The organism is Proteus hauseri, assembly GCF_004116975.1.
GTDB classification, from domain to species: Bacteria; Pseudomonadota; Gammaproteobacteria; order Enterobacterales; family Enterobacteriaceae; genus Proteus; species Proteus hauseri.
The window spans coordinates 554,800-581,118 of the sequence record NZ_CP026364.1; the positions used below are offsets into that span (position 1 = coordinate 554,800).

The 26,319-nt window shown below is 36.2% G+C and carries 19 protein-coding genes and 2 pseudogenes; 10 read left to right on the plus strand and 11 right to left on the minus strand.

What is annotated here, in order from left to right; genetic code table 11:
* Nucleotides 1-45 precede the first annotated feature (45 nt).
* The 4 genes and pseudogenes from agaV to agaR form a co-directional block, all read right to left on the minus strand.
* The gene (agaV, locus tag PH4a_RS02595; protein WP_064720797.1) at nucleotides 46-540 is read right to left on the minus strand and encodes a PTS N-acetylgalactosamine transporter subunit IIB; all 495 of its coding nucleotides are present in this window, start codon (nucleotides 538-540) and stop codon (nucleotides 46-48) included.
* 24 nt (nucleotides 541-564) lie between these two features.
* Nucleotides 565-1,754 (minus strand): annotated as a pseudogene (locus tag PH4a_RS02600) (SIS domain-containing protein).
* Nucleotides 1,755-1,766: 12 nt separating this feature from the next.
* Entirely contained in the window at nucleotides 1,767-3,047 is a 1,281-nt protein-coding gene (gene kbaZ / locus PH4a_RS02605) for a tagatose-bisphosphate aldolase subunit KbaZ (protein WP_129037549.1), read from the minus strand.
* Between the two features lie 54 nt (nucleotides 3,048-3,101).
* A complete protein-coding gene (agaR, locus tag PH4a_RS02610) occupies nucleotides 3,102-3,881 on the minus strand; it encodes a transcriptional repressor AgaR (RefSeq protein ID WP_064720799.1) in 780 nt (259 codons plus the stop codon).
* 536 nt (nucleotides 3,882-4,417) lie between these two features.
* On the opposite strand from agaR, the gene PH4a_RS02615 reads away from it, so the two are divergent.
* From PH4a_RS02615 to PH4a_RS02645, 7 genes are all read left to right on the plus strand, one after another.
* Nucleotides 4,418-5,653: an anaerobic sulfatase maturase gene (locus PH4a_RS02615; RefSeq protein WP_129037551.1), complete on the plus strand. Its 1,236-nt coding sequence runs from the start codon at nucleotides 4,418-4,420 to the stop codon at nucleotides 5,651-5,653.
* A 37-nt stretch (nucleotides 5,654-5,690) separates the two neighbouring features.
* Nucleotides 5,691-7,301, plus strand: coding sequence for a sulfatase family protein (locus tag PH4a_RS02620; RefSeq protein ID WP_129037553.1), 1,611 nt, complete (start codon nucleotides 5,691-5,693; stop codon nucleotides 7,299-7,301).
* A 54-nt stretch (nucleotides 7,302-7,355) separates the two neighbouring features.
* Nucleotides 7,356-8,831 carry a DUF2264 domain-containing protein gene (locus PH4a_RS02625; RefSeq protein WP_129037555.1) on the plus strand — a complete coding sequence of 492 codons (1,476 nt, stop codon included), beginning with the start codon at nucleotides 7,356-7,358 and terminating at the stop codon, nucleotides 8,829-8,831.
* A 113-nt stretch (nucleotides 8,832-8,944) separates the two neighbouring features.
* A complete protein-coding gene (locus PH4a_RS02630) occupies nucleotides 8,945-9,799 on the plus strand; it encodes a tagatose bisphosphate family class II aldolase (protein WP_129037557.1) in 855 nt (284 codons plus the stop codon).
* Nucleotides 9,796-10,767: a sugar kinase gene (locus PH4a_RS02635; protein ID WP_129037559.1), complete on the plus strand. Its 972-nt coding sequence runs from the start codon at nucleotides 9,796-9,798 to the stop codon at nucleotides 10,765-10,767. Before PH4a_RS02630 ends, PH4a_RS02635 begins: the two co-directional genes overlap by 4 nt.
* On the plus strand, nucleotides 10,748-11,386 hold the full coding sequence (locus PH4a_RS02640; protein ID WP_064720805.1) for a bifunctional 4-hydroxy-2-oxoglutarate aldolase/2-dehydro-3-deoxy-phosphogluconate aldolase: 639 nt from the start codon (nucleotides 10,748-10,750) through the stop codon (nucleotides 11,384-11,386). The genes PH4a_RS02635 and PH4a_RS02640 overlap by 20 nt, the downstream gene beginning before the upstream one ends.
* A gap of 5 nt (nucleotides 11,387-11,391) precedes the next feature.
* Nucleotides 11,392-11,973: a DJ-1/PfpI family protein gene (locus tag PH4a_RS02645; RefSeq protein WP_129037561.1), complete on the plus strand. Its 582-nt coding sequence runs from the start codon at nucleotides 11,392-11,394 to the stop codon at nucleotides 11,971-11,973.
* 87 nt (nucleotides 11,974-12,060) lie between these two features.
* On the opposite strand, the gene PH4a_RS02650 is transcribed toward PH4a_RS02645, so the two are convergent.
* Complete coding sequence (locus PH4a_RS02650) at nucleotides 12,061-16,734, minus strand: tetratricopeptide repeat protein (RefSeq protein ID WP_129037563.1); 4,674 nt, start codon at nucleotides 16,732-16,734, stop codon at nucleotides 12,061-12,063.
* A gap of 586 nt (nucleotides 16,735-17,320) precedes the next feature.
* Between PH4a_RS02650 and PH4a_RS02655 the strand changes: the two genes are divergently transcribed.
* Together PH4a_RS02655 and PH4a_RS18210 are read left to right on the plus strand one after the other, a co-directional pair.
* Entirely contained in the window at nucleotides 17,321-18,055 is a 735-nt protein-coding gene (locus PH4a_RS02655; RefSeq protein ID WP_208730475.1) for an ankyrin repeat domain-containing protein, read from the plus strand.
* Nucleotides 18,056-18,872: 817 nt separating this feature from the next.
* Nucleotides 18,873-19,242 (plus strand): annotated as a pseudogene (locus tag PH4a_RS18210) (DUF2569 family protein).
* A gap of 82 nt (nucleotides 19,243-19,324) precedes the next feature.
* Here PH4a_RS18210 and PH4a_RS02670 read toward each other — a convergent pair.
* Nucleotides 19,325-20,740 carry an NAD(P)/FAD-dependent oxidoreductase gene (locus PH4a_RS02670; protein ID WP_129037567.1) on the minus strand — a complete coding sequence of 472 codons (1,416 nt, stop codon included), beginning with the start codon at nucleotides 20,738-20,740 and terminating at the stop codon, nucleotides 19,325-19,327.
* Nucleotides 20,741-21,670: 930 nt separating this feature from the next.
* Here PH4a_RS02670 and PH4a_RS02680 point away from each other — a divergent pair.
* A complete protein-coding gene (locus tag PH4a_RS02680) occupies nucleotides 21,671-21,901 on the plus strand; it encodes a DNA polymerase III subunit theta (RefSeq protein WP_129037569.1) in 231 nt (76 codons plus the stop codon).
* Here PH4a_RS02680 and PH4a_RS02685 read toward each other — a convergent pair whose 3' ends face one another.
* Genes PH4a_RS02685 through PH4a_RS02705 form a run of 5 tightly spaced genes read right to left on the minus strand, consistent with a single transcriptional unit; the run spans nucleotide 21,902 to nucleotide 26,318 of the window.
* Complete coding sequence (locus tag PH4a_RS02685) at nucleotides 21,902-22,522, minus strand: tail fiber assembly protein (protein WP_129037571.1); 621 nt, start codon at nucleotides 22,520-22,522, stop codon at nucleotides 21,902-21,904.
* Nucleotides 22,522-24,138: a phage tail protein gene (locus PH4a_RS02690; RefSeq protein WP_129037573.1), complete on the minus strand. Its 1,617-nt coding sequence runs from the start codon at nucleotides 24,136-24,138 to the stop codon at nucleotides 22,522-22,524. Before PH4a_RS02690 ends, PH4a_RS02685 begins: the two co-directional genes overlap by 1 nt.
* Before the next feature lie 7 nt (nucleotides 24,139-24,145).
* The gene (locus PH4a_RS02695; protein ID WP_129037575.1) at nucleotides 24,146-24,778 is read right to left on the minus strand and encodes a baseplate wedge 1 family protein; all 633 of its coding nucleotides are present in this window, start codon (nucleotides 24,776-24,778) and stop codon (nucleotides 24,146-24,148) included.
* A complete protein-coding gene (locus PH4a_RS02700) occupies nucleotides 24,778-25,968 on the minus strand; it encodes a baseplate J/gp47 family protein (protein ID WP_129037577.1) in 1,191 nt (396 codons plus the stop codon). The genes PH4a_RS02695 and PH4a_RS02700 overlap by 1 nt, the downstream gene beginning before the upstream one ends.
* Complete coding sequence (locus PH4a_RS02705) at nucleotides 25,965-26,318, minus strand: contractile injection system sheath initiator (protein WP_049206563.1); 354 nt, start codon at nucleotides 26,316-26,318, stop codon at nucleotides 25,965-25,967. The genes PH4a_RS02700 and PH4a_RS02705 overlap by 4 nt, the downstream gene beginning before the upstream one ends.
* Nucleotide 26,319: the final 1 nt, after the last annotated feature.

Genomic DNA, 26,319 nt, shown 5'->3' on the forward strand with positions numbered 1-26,319 from the left:
TCCTCAAACCTAGCTGTGATTTAGGTTTTTTTGCTCAGGAAATTATCAAGCTGTTGCGAGTGCTAGCACATCAACAGGTGTCTGATCAGGGGTGTTTTGGATTGTGCATGTCACACCATTTGCAACGAGGCTTTTAAATGCCTCAATATCTTTCTCATTAACTGAGACCGTTTTCGCAATTTGGCGCTTACCCTCATGAAAATGCATATTTCCTACGTTACAGTGAGTTATCGGCACGCCGCCTTCCACTAAACGCGCAACATCAATTGGGTTATTGCACAAAACAAAAATTTTCTGGCGAGGAGAAGCTTTACTAATCACTTCTATGGTTTTTTGAATAGAGAAAAAGCGAACAGCATATTCACCGCCTGCTGATGCTTTCATTCCAGCTTGCATGAAGGCGGAATTAGGACCTTCGGCTGCATCATCATTAGCAACTAAAATCAGGTTTGCTTCAGTATGTTTACCCCATGTAATACGGATTTGACCGTGGAGTAAACGCTCATCAATGCGGGTCCAGACAATATTAGGTGTGTTCATGATTAGCTCTCTTATTATATTTTATTAACTTACAGCAGACTGTGTGTCGTCTTTTTTGTATGAGAACGGATAAATAGTGACGCCTTGTACAACTCGATTGATTTCTCCTGTTGGAGACGGGTTATCAGGCGTATTCCCTAGTGCAATGGAACTGTGAAACGCGAATGATTGCGCCAACATCAAGTAAGGAAACAATAGCGCCACATCCGAACAGTTCTCTAGTGCAGGAATATAAACAAAACTCTCTTTTGAAAAAGAATTATCATTTCGTGCGGTGATCGCGATCACCTTGCCTGATGCATTATCGTGAATAATCTCTCGTAATAAGTCGGTCTCATATTGACGAGTGTAAGGATCGTTAGAGAAAAACATCACAACTAACGTTTCTTTATTGACTATAGATTTAGGGCCATGACGGAAACCTAATGGAGTATCAAAACTCGCCACAACTTTACCCGCGGTAAGTTCCAACATTTTTAACGAGGCTTCTTGCGCAAGACCTTGTAACCCACCACTGCCAAGATAGATAACTCGCTTAAATTTCCCCGCATATTCATTGCGAATAACAAGATTTGCTTTCTCAAATTGCGCTTTATAATCACTAAAGAAAGGTGCTATTGAGTCACGAAAAACACTATCCCCAAAAAGATGGTGACAGCTGCCATCATCATGGATGAAAAACTTGAGGTCATCGCTAAAGAGCGATCATTGGATTCTTCTGGCATGAGTAGCGCCAATGCACTCTGATTGTTTTGGCAGTATTCGTACAGCTTGCCATTAGGATTGCATGTCAATACCAAGTGATAGCATTGAGATAAACATTCAGCTGCGACATCTAATGAGGCAACACTTTCTGGGCTGTTACCAGAACGTGCAAAAGAGATTAATAATGTGGGGATATTTTCTGCCAAATACTCTTGGGGATCGGCAACTAAGTCAGTTGTTGCAATGGCATCAACACGACGCTTTATATGACCACTTAAAATCGGCGCTAATGCTCTACCCGCAAATGCTGAAGTACCAGCACCTGTTAGAATAATTCTGGCATTAGGTGCAGCAAGTGCTTGATTCAGAAATGCTTGAATATCAGCACGTTTTTCTTGAATTGACTGCCATGTTTTTTTCCAGCACTCAGGTTGTTGCTCAATTTCTTTCGCAGTCCAAAATGCATTCAGTTGCTCTAATTGAGCGGTCTGATAACTTAAATATTCCATGGTTTCCCTCAATTAATGGACATAACAAGCATCGGCATAAACCGACAACACGTCGCGAATTTTCGCAATAACAAAGGATCCAGGGGTGCCGTCGATCATGCCTTCTCTTAATTGAGTAAATTGATACGGCAAATATTGGCTAAGCAAAGGTAACGGAATAGGTTTAATCGATAAGTTATCCATCAACGTATCAATAGCGGCATTAATCTCAGCATCAGGCCAGTAATAACGAATACGATCACTAAAACTATAAACTCGCGCAAAGGCTTGTTGATGCGTATCACCGTGATAATATTTTTGCCAAAATTCCGGCTCACGACACATCAAATGCTCCATCTTTTCACGTAATTTTGAGCATTGTTCTGGTGCAAATAGTGTCTCTTCAATAGCACATAACGCATATAGTCCTTCACGCATAGCAAAGGTTAATGCGGGGCCTACTTTTAAGATGGCAAAATGATCATTCACCAGCTGCTTATAAGCGCCTTTGGTTTGATAATCGGTAGAATGAGCTTCGAAAACAATATGAGGGTAATCATTCACAACTTGGCTTAACGATTGTGCTTTTTCTGTTTGATAATCAATGACACCGGTGTGATCAAACTCAACGCCTGGCTGAACTACTAATCCGACAACACGCGTCCAGCAATCACCCACGCCGGCATCATGAAAAGCTTGGCGATGATACTCAAGAGTTTTTCTTGCCGCTTTAGGAGAAGTGACTTCGACAGTATCTAATTCTTCTGCAGCACCACCAGGGACAGGTACTTCAGTACCAACAACATACACAATGTCGCTAGAGCCAAATGTTTCTTTAGCTGTTTTTTCAGCGATAACGGCTAAACGAGCAGCGCGTGATGCAACAATTTCATCTGTTAATGGAATTGGATCACCGTGACAAGACATACTGCAATCGAGGTGGATCTTTTTAAAACCCGCAGCCACATAGTGTGCAATTAACACATCTGCGTTTTTCATTGCTTCTTCAGCGGTTAGATGTTGCCAACGATTAGGACCGAGATGATCACCACCAAGAATTAATTTCTCAGTAGGAAAACCGACATTTTCAGCTTGTTCAATAACATATTGGTAGAAGTCAGCTGGGGTCATACCCGTATAACCACCAAATTGATCGACCTGATTAGAAGTGGCTTCAATCAGCAGAAAGGAATCATTATCCAGCGCTTGTAATAAAGCTGCTTCTATTACTAAAGGGTGGGCAGAACAAACAGAATAAATACCATTCTGTTTGCCTGATTTATGTTGCTGAACAATCTTTTCTAAAGGATGCATTTAAATACTAACTCCATAATCAACACCGGCGGTGCTGCTAATGGAGTTAGCAAATTACGATGCCTTATCGTCGACGATAATTACTTCGATTTTGTGATCTTTCAGTTCCTGAATATACTCTTCAGGAATACCTGAATCGGTCACTAACACATCAATTTCACCGAACTCTCTGATCATATGACAGCTACGCTTACTGAATTTCGTAGAATCTGCAACCGCAATAATAGTCTCTGAGATATCACACATTAAACGGTTAAGACTAGCTTCCTGTTCATTGTGAGTGGTAATACCGACACGTAAATCAAATCCGTCAACGCCGAGAAAAACCTTATCAAAACGGAAATTTCTCAGACTATTTTCAGCTTGTGAGCCTGAAAAAGACAAGGCACTTTTGCGCAATACACCACCGGTCATTAATACTTCTACGCCTGTGGTATTTGCTAACTCCATTGCGACATCCAGACCGTTTGTCATGACCACTACATTTTCGCGCGACTTTAAATGTGTCGCTATTTCGCGAGTAGTTGTCCCCGAGTCAAGAATGACGGTGTCTCCATCCTTTATCAGCGTTGCGGCAGCTTTCCCGATCAATGATTTTATCCCCGCATTTTGTCCACGTTTTTCGTGGATACTCAGTTCAGCAATAAAACCTGTATTAGGGATTGCTGCACCATGAGAACGGACGATATAACCATTTTTCTCAAGAAAACTTAGATCGCTGCGGATGGTGACACTTGAGACTTTAAATAATTCAGCGAGATCTTCGACTCTGGCTTTACCTTTTTGGTTTACCATGTCTAGGATTTCCATACGCCTCTCAACTGCCGCTTTCACTTTCGTCTCCTTACGAAACCAAAAGACTTAACTTTCGATTGGTTTCGAATGTAGTTTACTACGCCAAATTTAACCGACAACGCAAAAAAACAAAACTTTTGATCTCTTTCACAAACTTTCGATTCATTGTCGGTTGCTTACGAATATTTTCGTGTCGAATCAATAATAGCCTTCAGGCCATCAGTTTCCAATCAATAAAATGATATAACCCAATGCAATACTTATGATTACACTATATACAGAAAGACAAAACACAAAAAACCAGCGTTAACACCCCTATATTTCACCATAAATAGATTAAAATTTTATTCCATTCATTTCTTTTCGAATTAGAAATAAAAATAAATAGCTCAAAAAATCAAAAAATAACGAAATAGTGTTATCTCGAAAGCAATTAAAGCGAAAACTACCACTTTATTCTTTCGATGAATACTTTCATTTACTTTCGTTATTTTGTATTTGTGATTTTAATCTCTTTTGTTTTTATAAAATTTGCGTAATGTAAAAGAATAAAAAGAGACTCAGGAAATGAACCCATGGCAATAAATCAACCTGCTTATTTTCATATGATGGCAAAACCCACAAGCTACCATTGTAATATTAAGTGTGAATACTGCTTTTATCTTGAAAAAGAAAATATTTTTCAAGAAGAGGAAAAAGAAGCAGGGCATACCGTTATGGCTGACGGTGTATTACGTCGTTATATTAAAGATTATATTCAATCTCACGGCGGTGATCAGGTTGATTTTTCTTGGCAAGGCGGAGAGCCAACACTAGCAGGATTGGCTTTCTTCCAACAAGTTGTCAAATACCAAAAGCTGTTTGCACAAGGTAAAACCATTACCAACAGCGTACAAACTAACGCGATAGCAATTAATCGCCAATGGGCACAATTCTTTGCTGATAACCATTTTCTATTAGGTGTTTCTATTGATGGTCTTGAAGCTGTTCACGATAAGTATCGTATTTCTGTTAACGGAAGCCCTACCTTTGAAAGAGTAAAGCGTGCAATTAAGTTATTAAATGAATATGGCGTTGAATTTAATACATTAACCGTCGTTAATGATCAAAACTGGAATAAAGGAAAAGAAACCTATCAAGCATTAAAGGAGTTAGGCTCCGTTTTCTTTCAATTTATTCCTATTGTCGAAGTAGACCGTCGTTTTCCACATACCCATGGTGGACATTATGCACCAGGTCCTAACGCGCAATTAGCACCCTTTTCAGTTCCGGCTGAAGGCTATGGTCAGTTTATGACCGATGTTTTCAATGAATGGGTTCGCCAAGGCGACATTGGAAAAATATATATTCGTTTATTTGACAGCTTATTAGGTACATGGATGGGATATCCCGCCTCTACGTGTATTCAATCAAAAACCTGTGGTCAGGCATTAATTATTGAATCTAACGGAGATGTCTATTCTTGTGATCACTATGTTTATCCTGCTAATAATTTAGGTAATATTCATCAAAATAGCCTCGCTCGTTTAGTTACATCAAAACAACAACAACGTTTTGGTCAGAATAAATACGACAAACTTACCGACCTTTGTAAACAATGCGAAGTACAAAGCCTATGTTATGGCGGTTGCCCTAAACACCGCATTATTGCGGTTGAAGGGGAAAAGTATCGTCACAATTATCTTTGTCGCTCATATAAAAAGATCTTTCACCATACAGCAATGGGTATGCAACTTATGCATCAGGCAATCTCTCGTGGCGGTTTAGCTAGCGATGCCCTCCCTGCCATGCAAAAAAATTATATCAAATAATATTAATCAGCTAATTTTACTCATTTGGAGACAATCCGTGACGCTACCTTTTATTAAAAAAAGTTTACTTGCTGGGTTAATAGCAACGTCTTGCATTAGCATACCTTTAACGGCTAATGCAGGTGGAACCCCTGAAAAACCGAACGTTTTGCTCATCATAATGGATGATTTAGGTACCGGGCAGCTTGATTTTGTACTTGATAATTTAGATGTTGAGGCTTTATCACAAAGACCAACACCATCGCGTTATGATGGCGACATTAATAAAATGGTAGCAGCTGCGCGAATTGCCATGCCAAATATCAGTGAGATGGCAAACGGTGGAGTGAAAATGACCAATGCTTTTGTCGCTCATCCTGTGTGCGGCCCATCAAGAGCGGGTATTTTTACTGGGCGCTCACCTGCCAGCTTTGGCACTTATAGCAACGATGATGCTATTTTAGGTGTTCCTCAAGATATCAAGCTATTACCTTCTCTTTTTCAAGAGAATGGCTACGCAACGGCAAGCATTGGCAAATGGCATAATGCCAAAGTGATAAGAAAACCAAAAATTAACGAAAGCAAGCAAACTCGCGATTATCACGATAATATGATTTCAACACCTGAAAAAGGCTATGCACCTTATGAACGGGGTTTTGATCATGACTTTAGCTATTATGCATCAGGTGTTGCTTTATGGAATTCACCGGCATTTTGGCGTAATGGCGTTAATGTACCCGCCCCAGGTTATACCACTCATCTTCTTACTGATGAAACACTAAAATTCATTGATGAACATAAAGATAAACCCTTCTTTATCAACCTTTCTTATAGCGTGCCTCATATTCCTTTAGAACAAGCTTCTCCAGCTAAATATATGGAAAAATTTGATACTGGTAATGTAGAAGCTGATAAATATTTTGCAGCGCTAAACGCAGCTGATGAAGGTATTGGACAAATCATTGCAAAATTAAAACAAAATGGTGAATTAGAAAATACCCTGATTTTTTTCTTATCTGATAATGGCGCAGTTAATGAATCACCAATGCCAATGAATGCAATGGACAGAGGTTTTAAAGGGCAAATGTTTAATGGTGGGGTTAGAGTGCCTTTTATTGCTTATCGCCCTAATCATATTCCTGCTGGTACAAAAAGTGATGTGATGATTTCAGCGTTAGATATTTTACCAACCGCATTACAAACTGCAGGAATATCTATTCCTGAAAACCTCAATGTTGAAGGCAAAGATATTATGCCGCTATTAAAAGGTGAAACCACAACGCCTCCTCATCAGTACCTTTTTTGGGCAGGCCCTGGCACTAAACATTACAGCGAAGAAAACCAAGAGTTTTGGCATGGTTATCATCAATGGATCACCTATCAACGTAAAACACCACCAACAAATCCGAATTTAGAGAAACTCTCTAAAGGTGCATGGGCGGTACGTGACGGTGAATGGGCACTCTATTTTTATGATGATGGCAAAAATCAGCCACAGCTATTTAACGATAAAACGGATCCCGCAGAATCAGTTGATCTTGCCAAACAAAATCCACAAAAAGTGCAGGAGTTAAAAACGGCCTATTATCAGTGGATAAAAGATAAACCAAAACCTGTGTTATGGGGTCAAGACCACTATCAAATATTAGTGGATTCAGCAAAACCTTAACTCTCTATTTCCGTTTTGTTTCGCAAGGATGCGTCTTTTTTCTGAGATACGAAAATGGCTATTGAAATTGCGTCTTCGCCACGCCCAAAATTACCTTACGAACATCCTAACGTAAAAATTTATCAGCGTTTATTTAAGGAAAATATTATTCGACGATTAGTCAGAAAATCGGCTTATCGTCGCCATGATAGAACGATAACTCATCTTTTTAATGATGAAACTCAGTCTCTTTTTTCTTTGTGCGAAATGCTGACACAATATGTCACCGAGGCCTTTCATCACTATCAGGTATGGGGATACTCTCATGCTTATTATCCTGGCGCTCCCGGCCAGCAAACAGTAAAAACAGATGCGATAGAGGGCGTGAGCCGAGTACTTCCTTTATTAGCGGCATGGGTTGTAAGCAGTAAAAAAAGCACATTAACAGGGCTTAACCAGCAAGTTTTCAATTTACCGCTAATTATTAAACAAAGCTTTATTCATGGAACAGATCCCCTACATAAAGGTTATTGGGGAAAATTAGAAAACTATGATCAGCGTATTTGTGAAGCCTCTGATTTAGCACTTACATTGTGGATGAGCCGCGAATGGGTTTGGAATACACTAACGCCCGCAATAAAGCAGCAAATTATCACTTGGTTTAAACAAGTCAATCAGTGTGAAATTGTAGATAACAACTGGCATTTTTTTCCGTTAACGGTGCAATTTGTTATCAAAGCACTGACAGGCGAAGATACAGTAACTCATTGGCGTTATAAACGATTAAAAGAGTTTTATGTTGGTGATGGCTGGTTTCGTGATGGCGCAAAAGGAAACTTTGATTACTACAATGCTTGGGGATTTTACTACTCCCTTTATTGGCTAAACCAAATCAGCCCCGAGTTTGAAACTGAATTTATCACTCAATCACTCGATAAGTTTAATCAGTATTACTTACATTTTATCACGCCAACGGGAATTCCTTTTTTTGGTCGTAGTGCTTGCTATCGCCTTGCGGTTTCTGCACCACTGCTTGCTGGCGTTGATTTAAATTGCCCTTCAGTCAAGGTCGGTGAAGCTAAACGTGCCTTAGAGACCAGTTTGCGTTATTTCATTTCACAAGGGGCATTAAAAAATGGCTCACCAACGCAAGGTCTTTTTGAACACGACTCTCGCCTTGTTGACAACTACAGTGGCCCCGCGAGTAGCTTTTGGTCATTACGTGCTGTGATTATTGCATTGTATTGCGCAGAACGAACTCATCTGTGGCAAGCCCCAAGTTTACCCTTACCGATAGAAAAAGAAGACTTTCGTTTCGAAATCCCCGCTATTAAAGCTTTTATTGTTGGAACGAAAGCGACACAAGAAGTGAATGTTATTTTTTGTGAAGAATATACTCAGCAACAATCACCGAAGAGCCGTTGTTTAGCCAAGCAAACTTTCTCGCAAAAAATCGCAGAAACACTAATAGGGCAATCAAGAAGACCGAAGAATAACCTATTACGTAAAGGGATCACTAGTTACAGCTCTAAAATGTCACACTTCTTCTAATACCTTTCATTTACTTTCGGTATGAAGGGAGTGAAAATGTGATTTAGATCTTTTACCTTTCCTTTTCTTTCGTTTATTATAATTCGTAATTAAACGAAAGATGAGAGGCAAATATGTATCTGGTTTCTACTCGTAATATGCTAAAAAAAGCACAGCTTGGCGGTTATGCTGTGCCAGCTTTTAATATTCATAATCTGGAAACCATTCAGGTTGTGATGGAAACAGCCGCTGAAATGGCCTCCCCTGTTATTTTAGCAGGTACACCCAGTACGTTTGCTTATGCAGGGAGTGATTATTTAATTTCTATTTGCCAACAAGCAGCAGAGCACTACCGTATTCCGGTTGCTCTGCATTTAGATCATCATGAAGAGATCCCTGATCTTTGCCATAAAGTGATTTCAGGAGTGCGATCCGCTATGATTGATGCCTCTCATTTTCCATTTGAGGAAAATATTCGGATCGTCAAAGAAGTTGTCACATTCTGTCACCACTGGGATTGTACGGTAGAAGCAGAACTTGGCCGTCTAGGTGGACAAGAAGATGATTTAGTCGTTGATGCAAAAGATGCACTGTTTACAGATCCCGATTCTGCTGTCCAATTTATAAAAGCAACCGGCATTGACTCGCTTGCCGTTGCAATAGGCACAGCACATGGCATGTATAAACATGAACCTAAATTAGATTTTGATCGTTTAAACATCATTCGCCAAAAAACAGATATTCCTTTAGTTCTTCATGGCGCGTCGGGGATCCCTGATGCAGATGTTCGTCATTGTATCGATTTAGGTATTTGCAAGGTCAACGTTGCAACTGAACTAAAAATCGCCTTTTCCAATGCTATTAAGCAATATTTCTTAGATAACCCAGATGCCAGTGATCCTCGCCATTACCTCGTCCCCGGTAAAGCGGCAATGAAAGCGGTGGTTGCAGATAAAATTCGTGTCTGTAAAAGTGATGGGAAACTGTGAATATAAATAACACCGTCGCCATTATTGGTGAATGCATGATAGAACTGAGTGGACAACCATTTCAGCCACAACAGCAACGTTTTGGTGGTGACACACTCAATACAGCACTCTATTTATCGCGATTAATGCCCGCACTCCACCCTGTTTATATAACAGGACTTGGTGCAGATGCTTATAGCAAACTCATGCAACAAGCATGGGAACAAGAAGGTATTAATTGCCAATCAATTATCACTATCCCTGAAAAATTACCTGGGTTATACGCTATTGAAATCGATACCCAAGGTGAGCGCAGTTTTCATTATTGGCGTAATGATGCTGCTGCCCGCTATATCGCAACAGATAAACGCTTTACTCAATATCTTAATCAGCTACCTGATCACAGTGTGGTCTATCTTAGTGGGATTTCTCTAGCAATTTTGACCCAAGAAGGGAAACAAGCCTTACTCACCCAATTATCTGAACTTAAAAAACGAGGAATTACATTAATTGTTGATTCCAATTATCGACCGCGTTTATGGAACTCAATAGAAGATGCTCAAATATGGTTTAAAAAACTCTACCAATTGAGTGATATCGCGCTAGTGACTGGTGATGATGAACGGCTGCTTTGGCAACAGGGATCACTATCAGAAACGGCTATAGCTGAACGGCTTCATCAACAAGGCAATCACAGTGTGATTGTAAAACTTGGCTCTCGTGGCGCTTTTTGGTCTAAAGATGGTCTGTCTGGCTATATCACACCAAAACCTATTGATAATGTGATTGATACAACCGCTGCTGGCGACTCTTTTAATGCCGCATTTATCGCCGCATGGTTACAAAAAAAGTGCTTATCTAGTTGTTGTTTATGGGGAAATACACTGGCGGGATTAGTTATCCAACATCATGGTGCCATTATTCCTCACGAAATTACCGATTTATTCTATTTACTTATCAAGGACAATTATGACGCAGTCAATTGTTGATACTCTTTCATCTTTGAAAGTGATCCCCGTGATCCAAATTAATCGCGCTGAAGATGCAATTTGGCTGGGTGAAGTGCTAACCCAAAATCAATTACCCGTTGCCGAAATTACCTTTCGCACCCCTGCAGCCGCAAAAGCCATTAAATTAATGCACGAAAATTTTCCTGAACTGATTTTATGTGCAGGAACCGTGCTCACACCAAAGCAAGCTGATAAAGCAAAAGAAGCAGGAGCAAGTTTTGTTATCTCTCCGGGTTATAACCCAACCACGGTAGATTACTGTTTAAAAAATGGTATTGATATTGTGCCTGGCATTAATAATCCGAGCCAAATCGAAGTTGCTTTAGAAAAGGGACTGACATTACTAAAATTTTTCCCTGCTGAAGCCTCTGGTGGAATAAAAATGCTTAAAGCATTGGCCTCACCTTATGCTCAAGTGCAATTTATGCCAACAGGAGGGATTAGCTTAAATAATGTCAGTGAATACCTTGCTATACCTCAAGTTATTGCTTGTGGTGGCAGTTGGATTGCAACCTCTGAATCTATTGATAATCAAGATAAACAGGCTATTGCTAATCATATTCAAAGCATCCATTCATTATTAAAAAATAAAGGATAAACAAGATGAAACAGGTTGCCGTGTTATTGGCCGATGGTTTTGAAGAAGGCGAAGCAGTTATTTTTATTGATATCATGCGCCGTCTTGATATTCATGTAGATGTCCTTTCTTGTATGGATACCTTGGTTTTAAATACTTATTTTGGTACTAAAATTAGTGCCGATTATTTATTAACTGAAAAACAAACACATAGTTATGACGCAATAATGATGCCGGGTGGTCCTAAAGGCACAGATCGACTATGTGCTAATGAGCAAGTGATTAGCTTTATTAAGCATCATATTGCTGAAGATAAATATATTTGTGCCCTTTGTTCTTCTGGTGCAAAAGTATTAGCTGCACATAATCTGCTTGAAGGCCGTAATTACAGCACCGGAGATAAACTGGCAGATAAATATGATGATGGTCATTATCTTGATCAAGATGTTGTCGTTGATGGAAAATTTATTAGCGCCAAAGGTTTAGGTGTGAGCTTTGAATTTGCCTTTACTGTTGCCCGCTATTTATTAAGTGACAATACACAAAAAGTAGACTGGCAAGCCAATCACATCTATTTTAAACATTGGCCTTTATCTTATCTTGATTAATTTTTCAGATATTCAATAAGTAATAATAAATTGCCCTACAATTTATTAGTAATAGGGCAATTTTTTAATCATCTAACAGATAATCTATTAATGTTTAATACTAGAGAAATCCCACTCTTTTAAAGCTTTTATCGCCTGCTTATTCTGATATTTGGCGGCAAGCTGTAAATAATCATAAGCTTTTTGCAGATCTTGCTGGCTCTTATTACCGACTAATCCTTCATAATACATATAAGCAAGTTTATATTTTGCTAATCCATGATGCGTACCTTGCTCTAAATCAGTTTGCTCATAATATTCTGCAGCTTTAATATAATTTTTCTCAATTCCAGCTTGGCCTAAATACAGCATATCACCCGCAAGGTGTGCCGTATTACTATCTCCGAGTTGAGCACCTAAATCATAATAATAGAGTGCTTTCTCACCATTTTGCTTAATATTATGATCATTTTCATCACGATATAATCGACCTAATGCATTGTATCCCCAAGGATTTCCCGATTTACCCGCTAATTCATAAAAATAGAGCATCTTAGTGGTATTTTTAGGGAGAACGTCATCACGAGAATAAAAGCTTCCTAAATAATAAGCGGACTTACCATCACCTGCTTCGGCTTCTTTTGTTTGTCTCTCTATTGTTTCGCGGTAAGGCTCAAATTTTAATGCCTGATGATAACTTTCTACGCGTTTTTCTATCTCGCGTTTTTCATTCTCACTCAGTGTATTAATCAGCTTATTATCAGATATTCTTTTATCTTTTAATAACGCGTAATAATAGGCTTCTTTAGCATCACCTTTTTGCGAATAAACTTTATAAAGTCCTGCCAATCCAGTTTCGTTGTCATATTTTAATGACTCTTGATACCAATAAATTGCTTTATCAAGGTCAAGATTTTCTTGGCACTCATTCTCTAAATAAGCATCAGCTAATATATTCATCAATATACCAGCATGATAATTTAATTCTCTTTTCGATGCTTCATTTTGCTGACTTTTTTCTACCCATTTAGATAAATATTGAGAAGACCTTTCAATATCAGAATAGGTATTACACGTATTTTTTGGCACCGTAAACTCAAATAATTTACGTGTTGCGGTTAAACTTCCTCTCTTATCTGCGGTATATAAATAAGCTAATGCTTTATCAAATTCATTAACTGCATAATATTCAAATAACCGAATAAGCGCTTCATTACGCGTTTCAGACTCGAGTTCTAATAAACTTAAATATTTAGATGTATCTTTTAAAATAACCGGTGTTCTATCTTCATTTGCTGTTCCCATTTGATAAAGATCAGCTAACGCTTCAAATGCTAATAGTGATAATTCATCGTCAATATCTCGTGTTCCTTTTTCTAAATACTCAATAGCCAGTTTATAGTTATCTGAATCTATTGTTGTTTCTGGTTCAGATAAATAAATCACTGCTAATTGAATTCCAGAATAGAGGTCATCTTTTTTAATACCTAAGAGATACCATTTTTTCTTTTCACTGACGTCTTCTGTAATATCAGTTAAGCCTTTAATTGCTGCAAAATTACCTGCATTTAAGCTTTTTTCGTACCACAATTTTGCTGCAAAGAGTTTGCTATCATCTCGGTACTTATTAGCTACAGCTAAACTAGCATCAGCATCCCCGTTTAAAGCAACAGTTACTGTCGAATCATAGAACTGAATTTCTTTATTAAACTGATTTTTATTTGGATATTTTCTTAGCCAGGTAATTGCTTCATTCCAGTCTGGTTCAATAATCCATTTATTTTCATTTTCATCATAAAAACCAGATATTAGTAAATTAGCATAGGCATAAATAGCATCTTCATATCCATTTTCACTCGCTGCTTTTAAATAAACACGTGCTTTAATCATATCTTGTTTAACACCATGACCTTGTTGATAAGCCCTACCAATACGATATTTAGCAATGGTACTTTCATTAGAGAGTTTTAAATTAAGATCAAATTCATTCATGCTCTCAAGATAGTAATTATCATTTTCATTTGTTTTAATAAAATATTCTCTTGCTTTAGCTCTATTTGCTTCAACAAGTAAGCTACCTTGTAAATACTGTTTTGCTAAGTCTTCGGTATATCTTCTATTACCTAATTTAGCGAGTTGTTGATAATAATTAAGTAATTTAGCTTTGTTTTCTTTAATTAGTTCATCTTTACTATAATAATTTATACTTTCTATTAATGCTTCTTCATTTTTTGCGTTGGTAGCTTTTTCTAAATAAGACAACCATTTCTGAGTACTTTTCTCTAAGCCAAATTTCCCATATTTATATGCTTGAGAGAGTTTATAATATGCTGCGGAATCACCTGCCTCGACACCTTTAATAATCAGGTTTCTCTCATCGAGACCTTTTTTAATTTCATCCAAGCGCCATTTTAAAAAACTAAAATCAGGATCTTTTATCTGATTATAGTAATAAAGAGCTTTATCAAAATCAGATATAACACCATAACTCCCTTTTTGGTAAATTTCCCCAAGATCATACAAACATTGATAATCAGCTAAATTGGCACATTTTTCATACCAGACAATAATTTGGTCAGGTTGGATCCCCGTTAAATGCCTAAATTTATTTTTAAAGAATAAGTCGCCACCAATGTAATTGGTATTATTAAGATTTTTAATTATATATGTTATTGCATCGACATAATTTAAATTTGCTGATGATAGAATATAATCATAATAATGTTTCAATTCTTCATCTTTAACCGAATCAATATTTTTTATTTTGTTTATTTTAGTGATGGCATATTGATAACTAACAATAGGATCTTTATTTAAAAACGAATCAACTAATTTCTGAGCCTCAATATTATTTTCATTCAGTGCAAAATAGACCCAATATTTCTTTGCATCTTCATTATCAGCACCATATTTAAATAAAATAAATTTAATATCTTCTTTTTCCTGTGCTGTTAAAGAGTTGTAATATCTCTCTTTAGATAAAATCTCTATTATGTTTTCAATGGCTTCTTGTTGTTTATTCTCTTGATATTGAACCAGTGATTTTGCATAGTGCACTTGAGAATTATAAGACTCTTCATTTGATTTCAAATAGATCTCAAAGGCTTTATCTTTATTTTTTTCCGCATCTTCTTTTAATAACTCATCCGCATAATAATAAGCAAACTGATAATTATTATCTTTTTCTATATCATTTTTAATAAATGACATAATTTCGCTTTTATCAATATACTTATTAATATCATAACGATAATATAGAACAATAAGGTCTTGATGATATCTTTCTCGATCATTACTCTCCTTTATTATATCTTTATATAAAATCACTGCTTTTTCTAAATTTTGTTTTGTACCTAACCCATAAGCGTATTTATATGCAAGCTTACCTTTATTATAGTTATTGGGTAATAGCTCACTTGCTTTTAAATTTAAATCAAAAGCTTTATTTAAATCGTATAATTTACTACTACTATTCTCATTATAAACCATACTTGCTAGCATTAATGCTTTAGCATCATCAGAATAATTTTCTAGTAAATACCTTGTGTATTTTTCAAGTAATAAATCTAATTTTTCATCTTTATCATAATAGCTTCTTAACCCATTATTAATAATATTAAAAAGAGCTTCTTTATGTTTTAAATCTGCGGCTATTGTTAAATATTTCTCCGCTAGCTCCATATCATAATCTAAATTATCATCAAAATAGATATTCGCATATACTTGATAAAGGCGATAAACTGCATCAGGATAATTTTGTTCAGCAGCTTCAATCAAGTCATTAGTATTCTCCTTGGTCGTTATATAATGCAAATAGAGTGCTTTAGGATCTTTTTTATCGACTAATGGTTGAAGATAAGAGAGGGCTTTTGTTTCATCTCGTTTAATACCATCACCTGTAGTATATCTTTCAAACAATGAGTAAATAGCATTCTCATTACCCTTTCCTGCTAAAAGAACTAAATTATCAATAATCTCTTTTTTCTCTTCTTCTGTTTGATAACCATAAAAAGAGAGCGCTGTCGGTTCTAAATTAGGTACACCTTCAAGTATATTAGAAAAATATTTAATGCTCAGCATCTTATATTTTTCTGCTAAAACTGCGTTCTTTTCAACTCCTTTACCACCATCTTGATAAATGCTTGCTAATAGAATTGCTGGAAAAGGAAATTCTGGTGTTAATAATTCTTTAGATATTTCAATCGCTTTTTTCGCATCATTATCATACTTATAAGCAATAGCAGCAAGAGCAAGCTTAGCTATACTTGAATTTTGCTCAGCAGCTTGAGTAAATAAGGCTTTTGCTTTTGGAATATCAATGACAACTTTATTACCATCCCCTTCAAAATATTTTCCGCCTAAAAGAACTTGGGCATTAACGATACCCAACTCTGCCGCTTTGTTGAGCGAAGCCAAGCCATATAAATCTTCAGGAATATCTTGTAGTTCGCCATGATAACGAAAATAACCTAAATTATATAACGCATTTCGATTACCTTGGTTTGCAGATTTTAATAGCCAATATTCAGCTTTTGATTTATCGCCAGCGATATTTTTCCCATCCCAATACATCATTGCTAAACTAAATGCAGCCTGAGCATTATCATCCGCTTTTGATAAAAAATAGTCATGAGCATTCTGATAATCGCCTTGCTCATAAAAATCATATCCCTGCTGGATATTAGTTATAGAGCTAACTGGACTATTTTTAATAAAAAAAATGCCAAAGAAAATGAAAACGAATATAAAAATAATAAGCCAAATCTTAATTTTTTTAGTCATAATATCCCTATAAAATATTTAAAATAAAAAATACTATTGTTAGGTAAAAACACCTAAGTGACAGCCCATTTATCAAAAAAATTAACACCTTTGCCTTAAATAACAGTTTTGCAATATTTATTTTTTTATTTTTATATTGCTCAAAGAAGTGAGTAAAATAGTATCAACAACTCCTTTTAAATGATAGCGACTGTAACTTTGATTAATCTTATAATTGCTATATTAATGTTTATTTTGTGCAGTAAATTACACTTTTTCTTCTCATGCTATAAAGTATAGATAGAAAGTTTTTACTGTAAAATATTTGTTAATCATCCTCATAAAAAGAATAATTAACATTATCGATAATGAAAAACACTCACTGCATTATCAACAAATCTATTTAGATATTAAATATAAGTAAAAACTCAAAAAATTATATTTTAAATTAAATAAAACTTATCATTTTTTATCAGTAACAACATAAGATAAATAGATTAATCATAAATTTTACATTTTGTTTCAACTATCAATACTAATAAATATTATTTTCAATAAACTACCATCCATAAGAAATAGTGATTAATAAAATTGAAGGGAAATAAAAATGTTTATGCGGAAAATTATACTTTTATTATTAATATCTTTTAACACGCAAGCATATGTTATAAATGAAAAAAACCCTCAAGAGTATCGTTCATTTAAATCAAACTATTCTGATATGATTGAATTAGCTAATGAAACACGCTTACCACAACGTGTTTTCTATACTTCACCAAGTACAGGAAGAAATGCTTTATGGTTTGATGCCGTAAAGCATGGCGATTTAAATGAAGTCAAAGCGATGGTAGGTAATGGACAAGATATTGAAGTTAAAGATACAGGAAGTCTCGATCAAACAGCACTGGGATGGGCTACATTTATTGGTGATGATGAAATGGTGGATTATTTAATTTCACAAAAAGCGAATCTTTGGGCTGGCGATAAAGATGATGTCTGTAATGTATTAAAATCTGCCGTATTAGGTAATAATGCTCAAGTTGTTGAAAAAATTTATAACCTTATGAAAAATGATATTAATTTGAACGACCAAAATTTAGATAATGATGGTGAAACACTCTTGATGGTTGCAGTGAGTTACAACCGAATTGATACAGTGAAATATCTTTTATCACAAGGTGTAGATGTAAATCTTTCAACGACAATAAAAGATATTTCGTCATCTGCTTATAATCAGAGTGCACTCACTTACGCATGTAAACATAATTTTCAAGAAATACAGGATTTATTAATCAAAAGTGGAGCTATAAATCATCGAACCGGCAAGCCATCTTGTAACTAACTATTAAAATTATTTAATAAAATTTCTTTATGACCCCTGATCACATACTATTATGGGGATTTTTATTATTAATTATAAAGAATAATATCTATTATTTTTTAAAAATTAATTAATCGAATAAGTAAGCAGCCGTTTTTTAATAGTTAATATGACTAATTGCCACTTATTGCTAACAGGACAGATAGATAGTGTTCTATTTGTTTTCTATTTAGATTATTTATCATCATCATAAATAATAACATTATCACCGAGGCTATCAGATTATGCGCTTCATCTATTTTAATCCCCGATAAAATATCTTTACTCATTGTCGTAATACTTTCTTACTTTCTTACTTTCTTACTTTCTTACTTTCTTACTTTCTTACTTTCTTACTTTAATTATACTATTTTCCTACTCTTGCACTGTAAAAGAATCTAATATCATAAGTAGGAGGTGGTTATTTATATATCATTGAAAATGATTTTTTACTCCTATATAAACGTTGTATATTAAGCTTAATAAAATTAAGCTAGACTATAACATTCTAATTTATCAACTATTTTCATTTAGTTATAAACGATATTTCTCTTAGATATTCGTCAGCCTAACTTATTTACCACATTAGTAAAATTGAACATTTTTTTTTATAAAAAATCACATTAAACTTTGTCAAGTTATGTAAAGACCAAAGGGTTATTCATATGCATAAGTGGGTTTGTATTAAATGCGGTAAAAAGGAAATCTCTCAATATACTGAATACTGTGATAAATGTAGTGAGAAATTAACAGAAAAATTGGAGGATGGCTTTACCTTCCTGCTATCGGTCTTATTTTTATGCTTATCACTAGGTTAATCAGTATTGTTGAAGCGATTAGTGAAACACTTCCATTATTAAGCTTAGTGACAGCAAGTTGGAAATTATATTTGGGTTTTGTATTCATCTTAGACCTGTTTATTTTTACCCTTACTATTGTTATAGCAATTTCTTTTTCAAAAGACTAACAAGAACACCAAAGCATATATTTCCTTGCTTATCGCAAATATTGCGATAACAGGTATTGCTGGATTAATTTTAATGTATGGAATGCAAGCTTCTGTTGATTCTGAATATACTATTGATCTTATTCGCAGTATTTTCCATGCTATTATTTGGGTATCTTATTTCCGTATTTCCGTTCGAGTTAAGAAAATTTTCGTGAATTAGTTCAACCTAATTGTATTTTTTCTTATCTAAAACATAATTAAAAAAGCCCTCTAAAAGAGGGCTACTATATAATAAATAACCATTAGAATCTGTAAAGGCTAAATGGTTTTGGATCTAAAATAGGCGTTTTACCAAGTAATAGATCAGCCGTAAGTTCTGCTGATACAGGACTTTCGGTCATACCCCAACCTGTTGCAGTATTGATCACTAAACCAGGATACTCTTTTACTTGAGAAATAATTGGGTTTTCATCTGGTGCGATAGCCATTGCACCACTCCACTGATCAATTAATGTTGATTCTTTAAATGCAGGGAATTCAGCTTTTAATTTTTCTAATGAAGCATTTAATTCAGGAAGATCAGGTAATGCCGTCATATTTCTGAATTGCTCGAATGGAGAAACTTCATTTAATTTCCAATGAGTCGATTGCATAAATGAGTTAATTAATTGCTCATTTAATGAAATATGTACTGGGAAATCGGGTAGCGCTAATAAAGGCAGATATTTATAACCGTAAGTAAAGGACTCTTTTACTACTGGAGCAACAATAACACGAGGAGATGTTGCATAGGTACCATCCGCCTGCTCACGGAAGAAAATACCACCAGGTAAGGCGACGTTGCCACCCGGCGCGTTAGGGGCTGCGCTAATAAGCTGTTGTGATTGATATGCTGGCAATGTAGGAACATCAACATTTAGATTTTGCATAAAGAGTCTAGACCATACGCCGCCAGCAACAACGACTTGAGACGTTTTAATTGCCCCTTTTTCTGTTACTACATCAGAAATAATACCCGCTTGAGTTTCTAATCCTCTTGCTGCACATTGAGTATAAATCTTAACACCGATTTTTTTGGCATATTCAGCCATGACAAAGGTCGCAACTTCTGGATCGAAACTACCAGAGTCTTCTTCAAATCCTGCAATTTTCCAATCTGTTGTCGCACCACGAAGACGTTGATTTAACTCAGCGCCTTCAATAATTCTTGTTTTAAATGGGATGTCTGAGCCAACATCTTTACTTCTGGTTTCGATCCATTTTCTTACGTTAACTAAATCTTCTTCATCAAGAGGAACTTCAACACGACCTTGTGTGCGATAAGTAGTATCAATACCAACTTTGGCATTCATTTCACGCCAGCGATGTTTTCCGAGATGATGAAGTAGGAACGTTTCATCTGGCATTTTATAACTTATTGCTTGGCCATAAAAACGAGAGGATTGTTCACCTGCAATATTTCCTTTTTCAACGATAGTTACAGTTAATCCACGTTCAACAAGGTTAATTGCTGTCATTATTCCTAAAATACCAGCACCAATAACCACAACATCAGACTGTTTTGGTAATGCGCCTTCCGTTCCTTCAACAAAACCATGTCTTGGTGTGCCTGGAACAAATCGTCCCTCTCGAGTTAACATAGGAGTTAAAATACCGGCGCCAGCAGCAACAGCAACAACTGTTCCACCAATAATAAATTTTCTTCTGGTTATTGCCATTTTGAAATAGTTCCTTTCATAGGATGAATAATTAACACTCGAACAATAACGCCATTTTATTCCTTTTGTAAACTATTTGTAAACCATTAGTAAAGTGGTGGTATTATTTTTATTCTATTAATCAATTCTATCTAGAGGCTATAAATTCCAACAAATCATAAAAATGAGAAATTTTTCATAAAAAATAATAATTTTGTGAAATTTATTACTATTAATTATGTATGATTACGTAATTATTTAATTAGTTAATATTTTGAATAATAAAAGATTTTATTAATATTATTCTTTTAGGAATGAAAACGTAGAAGGAGTTGGGGCTAAGGGTGATAAAACAGTAAAATAACATATTGATTACATATCAAGTTTGAGAGACTTTTTGTGAGATAATTTGGAATAACACAAATAGATAATTTAATTATTCTGACTTAATATTCTATGATTATTTTTAACCATAAATAAAATCCATATTAAACCAATACTAAGTCTAATTAGATTGTAATTTATTCAATATTGCTTTAACAATAAATTAGCTATCTTTTTCTGAATAGAAAATGTTTTAATAATAAATAATTAAAACTATCTTTATAATTTCTAAATTTTAAATTTATGAATAATGGCTGAATCAATAATGTCTTAATAAGGATGACAAAGATCCGTTTCATAATAGAAAAATAGTAATGTTGAGATAAACAGAAATGATTGATTTTAAATGGTACGCCCTACAGGATTCGAACCTGTGACCTACGGCTTAGAAGAGCGTAGAATTATGTTTTAATATCAACTAAATACAGTCTTATCAAGCGTTCACACGTCCCACCTTACCCAAAGTTACATGAAGTTGCCTTATGCTACTCCATGTTGCTTGTCCCAAATCCGTCCCATCAAATTCCACACCCTGCTATACTCTTCAAAAAACTAACCGGATCCATTATGAATCTCGCAAACCTAACTCAAGAAGAAAAAGACAAAGTGAATGTCGATTTGGCTGCTTCAGGTGTCGCATATAAAGAACGGCTCAATATGCCAGTTGTCGCGTACGAAATTGAACGACAACAACCAGCACATTTGCGCGAGTATTTTAATGAACGATTAGCGTTTTATCGTGAGAGAAGTAAGAAGTTGCCAGATGGAAATTCGGTGCAGTATTTGAAAACAGAGTGATTACTCAGGTTTTTGTGGCCACTCAATGTCTGGCGCTAATTCTGGATTTACATCGTCGAGTTTTACTGTGTAAATCTCCCATGATTTCAGCATCTCTACTTCCACATCACTTGCCATTTCCAATTTAATTTTTCGCTCTAATTGCACAATGCGATTTTCAGCTTCTTGTGATAAATCTACTTTTTGTTTCTTGGCTGAGTTAATTTGTGCTTCTTTAATCGCTTGTTCATCAGCAACCCAGCTTTCACCATTCCACTTATCGAACTCACTCCTCGGCTGTAATAGTGTTAATGTATCAGGTAATGATCCGATAAAATCAATGTTTACTGGTTGCTTTGTTTGTGTGTGATATGCAGTAAGCCCGCGGTAGTCATCGACAATTTCCCACGCGCTACCATCAATCTTGCGTCTTATTGCCTGATTTTCTTTTTTCGGCAACGTAGGTTCATCTAGATATGCCCCTGCTTGCAATGAAACATCAAACATAACGTTTTCCATTGTTGCCCCCATGTATTCACGAGTCAGAGGGTGTGATAAATAGCACTTCACCCATCCAGCAACTTCCGCCAAACCATTCTCACCAATTTTCCCGTTTTGAATATCTAAATTATATTTACTCATTATGCAGATCTCACTATGTATAAAAATGCAATGTTACGTGGACGAGTTTCGTTGCCGTTCTGCCCTTCGATTTGCTGATAAATTTCACGCTGTCCCTGATTATCAGTACCAACAGAACCAGCACTCATTTTTAAAGAAAACTCGCTATTACCCCCCATTCCTCGAGCACTTAACAAGCTGTTACCTGACTGTGAAGATAGCACCTCGCGTCCAACATCAATCCCTCTCCCTGCATCCGCACCTCTGATAAATTCACTACGTAATTCAGGAAGTCTTCCAGATGGATATGCAATAGCTAGTTTTGGATATGTGGCTTTGTTGAATGTTTGACCTTGGCAAATTAGATAACCTACTGGTGCTGTAGGTAATGACCAGGGGATAGGGTGAGGAACGAGTTCTGTAGATTCAATATCACTGATTAAAGCCATAGTTCCAGCTCTATCAGGTACAGTTATTTCATAATATTGAGAGCCTTTTTTATTTGAAATAAAAACCCTATCATCGTCTGCACGCGCTCTCAAGCCAAGTTGTCGCTCATTTCCATCAGCAGAAGTAATGTATTTAGACTCAATAGCACCTGAAAATGATTGATTAGCAGTTGATGATTTATCGGCGTAATTTCCTTTGGGTTGGAATTTGTTATCTGACTCGCTTTTAGAATAACTATATCCTTCCTCTTGATATTTACCCTTCGGTTGGAATTTAGCATCGCACTCAATTTTATTATATAAGTCACCAGATAAAGCCATAGTTCCAGCTCTATCAGGTACAGTTATTTCATAATATTGAGAGCCTTTTTTATTTGAAATAAAAACCCTATCATCGTCTGCACGCGCTCTCAAGCCAAGTTGTCGCTCATTTCCATCAGCAGAAGTAATGTATTTAGACTCAATAGCACCTAAAAATGATTGATTAGCAGTTGATGATTTATCGGCGTAATTTCCCGATGCTTGTTTCTTTCCTAATTCTTTAGTTACTAAATCCAAGCTCGGCACTTTATTAACATCATTTGCTAATTGCTGAGAAATATTGGCTTTATCCACCTTTTTATTAAGCTCAACATTCATTTCTGGCGTTGTTGGGTATGTGCCCTTAAATTGGAACGCATCAGTAGACGCCTTTTGGCTCATTACGCTGGTTGTTGATGTGCCTGTGGATTGAACTACTGCGGATGATTCTAGTTTTTTTGATAACTGATCAAGCAGGTCATCAGTCATTACCAATTTCCAAGATGTTTTTATCTGATCTTGGCTTGCGGTGTTTAAATTGACCTTATTATTATCAATCAGGCTTTGATAGTACTTTTTCTCATCTTCTGATTGGAGAATAGCCCCTTTGGGGTATCCATTAATAGCTGTTGCATAATCAGCAGAGAATTTAAAAACACCACCTTTTGAGATGTGAACGATGGTTTCACACATCTGGTTTAGTATGCCATTAAAGTCTTGCCCTTTAGGAGGTAAGCCGCCAGCACTAACTGGTAGCATAGTAATCTGACCAAACCCCTGATCCCATGTCGCTTGGTTACTTTCCATGCTGGTTTCGTATTTTTCAGGGATGACGTTTTTCTGCCCGTTCTGTGCGAAAGGCTTAGATATTAATTTTGGGTTTTTCATTTATTACCTATTTAGTGAAAGGCGCTTGATTGAATGGCTGGAATCCACTGCCGTAGAATCCAAAATATTCATTTGTAGGAAGCTCATTTACTCCGACATCAACACCTGATGGTCGAGGTAAAATGTTGTGATGAAATATTAAGTTTTTTTCGAATTCTGATAACCGGTACTCAAATACATATCTTGCTTGCATGTGACCAGTGATCAGGTAATAGGCTTTTCCTCTTGTGAATGATGCTTTAAGAAAAGCGTTAATATTTGGTGCTGTTGCATAAAGGATGTTTGAATGGGCTTTTATGATGATAACCTCACGATAAGTGTCATCAGACATTTCATAAGTCACATCACCCGGATTACCTCCGAAAAAAGGCGCTTGTCCAAAAGGACTAAATTTTTCTGTTCCCTCAAACCCAAAGTAATTATCATCAGGATCTGGAATTGAAAGCCCTCTGCCTATGCCAACTATTCTCCCCCATATATCCAGACCGAACCCAACAGCAGAATGTAAGTTGACCGCCATATTGTAGAATTCCTCTACATGGCTACGTGGGTCGATGGATTGATTTGCTGATTTTAGTATTGCAAGGATATTGGGGGAGTTGGCATATTGGCTGAGTAATGTTTCTCTAATATCAATCATTACTCTATCCTTATGTCATCTACCGATAACACTGGGAACTCATCTATCCCAAAATCAATGTAACTAGCCAGAGCAGAGCCTTTTCTACCAACCTGAATATTGATTAATCTTGATGTTGTTACTTGAGCTACACCGCATACATAATCACTCGCAATTAATCTCTTTCCGATTTGACCTTTTCCTCTACCAGTCGTGAATTCCTCGGTAATAGCTTTAATGATGGTTTGCTTTGCTTGGTGAGTTAATTGTGTTTTATCTTCAACGGTAATTGTGAATGTAACAGCGATATCCGATGGTCGAATAAATTTCACCGTGTACTTAGGTGGCATGTAAGGAAAGTTTTCTTTATCTTCGTAAGTAACTGTTGTATTGCCTACGAACGAGCATCCAGTACCAGCTTTCGTTAATATTTGCTGTGCAATTTCTTCGTTATCTCCACCTACCACTGAAACAGCGATTGAGTTTCTGATTAAAGAGTATTTTGTTTTACCTACCTGAATAGCTGCATCTGATGGGTTATCAATAACATAGCAATCAATAACGCCTTTTAGATTAGCTACTGCACCATAAGTTGCTGAATTTGTATTCTTAGCGTTCTTTGCGACAGATTCAGATCTGCGATATTCGAACTCTTGTCTACTTTCAGCATTTCTACCAGGTATTCCTGCGGTTCTGTTTGATACAGAATCCAGTCCACTAATGCTTTTAGTTAGTCGATTAATAACACCTACTGGTGCATCGATAGCACCTGAGGTTAAACAGTTAGCCTTAACTACCGCAACACCTGATTCATTAATTACTGACTCTTCAGATGTTTCCCAGAATAACCCTCTATCATCACTTACCTGATAATTTTCAGGTATCACAGCACCACTCAACCCGTTAAAAGTTAATTCAGCCACAGAAGGTGTTGCTTGTTTTCGTTGCATAAAGTAGATGTAACCTAGCGCGTCCTGCATTTGCCCTGATGCATAGCGTGGGTCAAAGTTGTTTAATAGGTTAATCATGAAGTTTCGTTCATCAGTAATAACGGCTGATAATGTGGTGACTAACTGACCCTGAGGTGTATCCATTGATGTATTGATGTTCTCACCAAAGCACCCCTTCATTAACTGCCATAAACCATCTATCACTTCCTGAGTGGTTGGTGCGACGATACCCTGAGGAAGTATTTGTACTGGTGGGATCATAATGAAATACTCCCTTTATTTCCTTTATTGTCAGTGAATAAAATCCTGCCTCTAACCACTCTGTCATTTGCCGTTGATAATTCAGCGGTAGCCGTAACGACATTGGGAACGGAAAGCGCAGCCTCTTCTAAATTCTGCCGGTATAGAGAAAGTGAGTAGCGATTCTTACCTAAGATATCCTCCAAATAAGGAATTCCCTCATTTTGTGAGTAATAAAGGTCTTTCATAAACACTCGGCACTTATTAGCAACTGATTGAGCTGTCTCATACTGTTCAGAGGCAATAGCGAGGTTTCCCGATACATCAAGGGTCAGATCCCATGTATCAGGTAGTAGAAATAATGTTTTCATT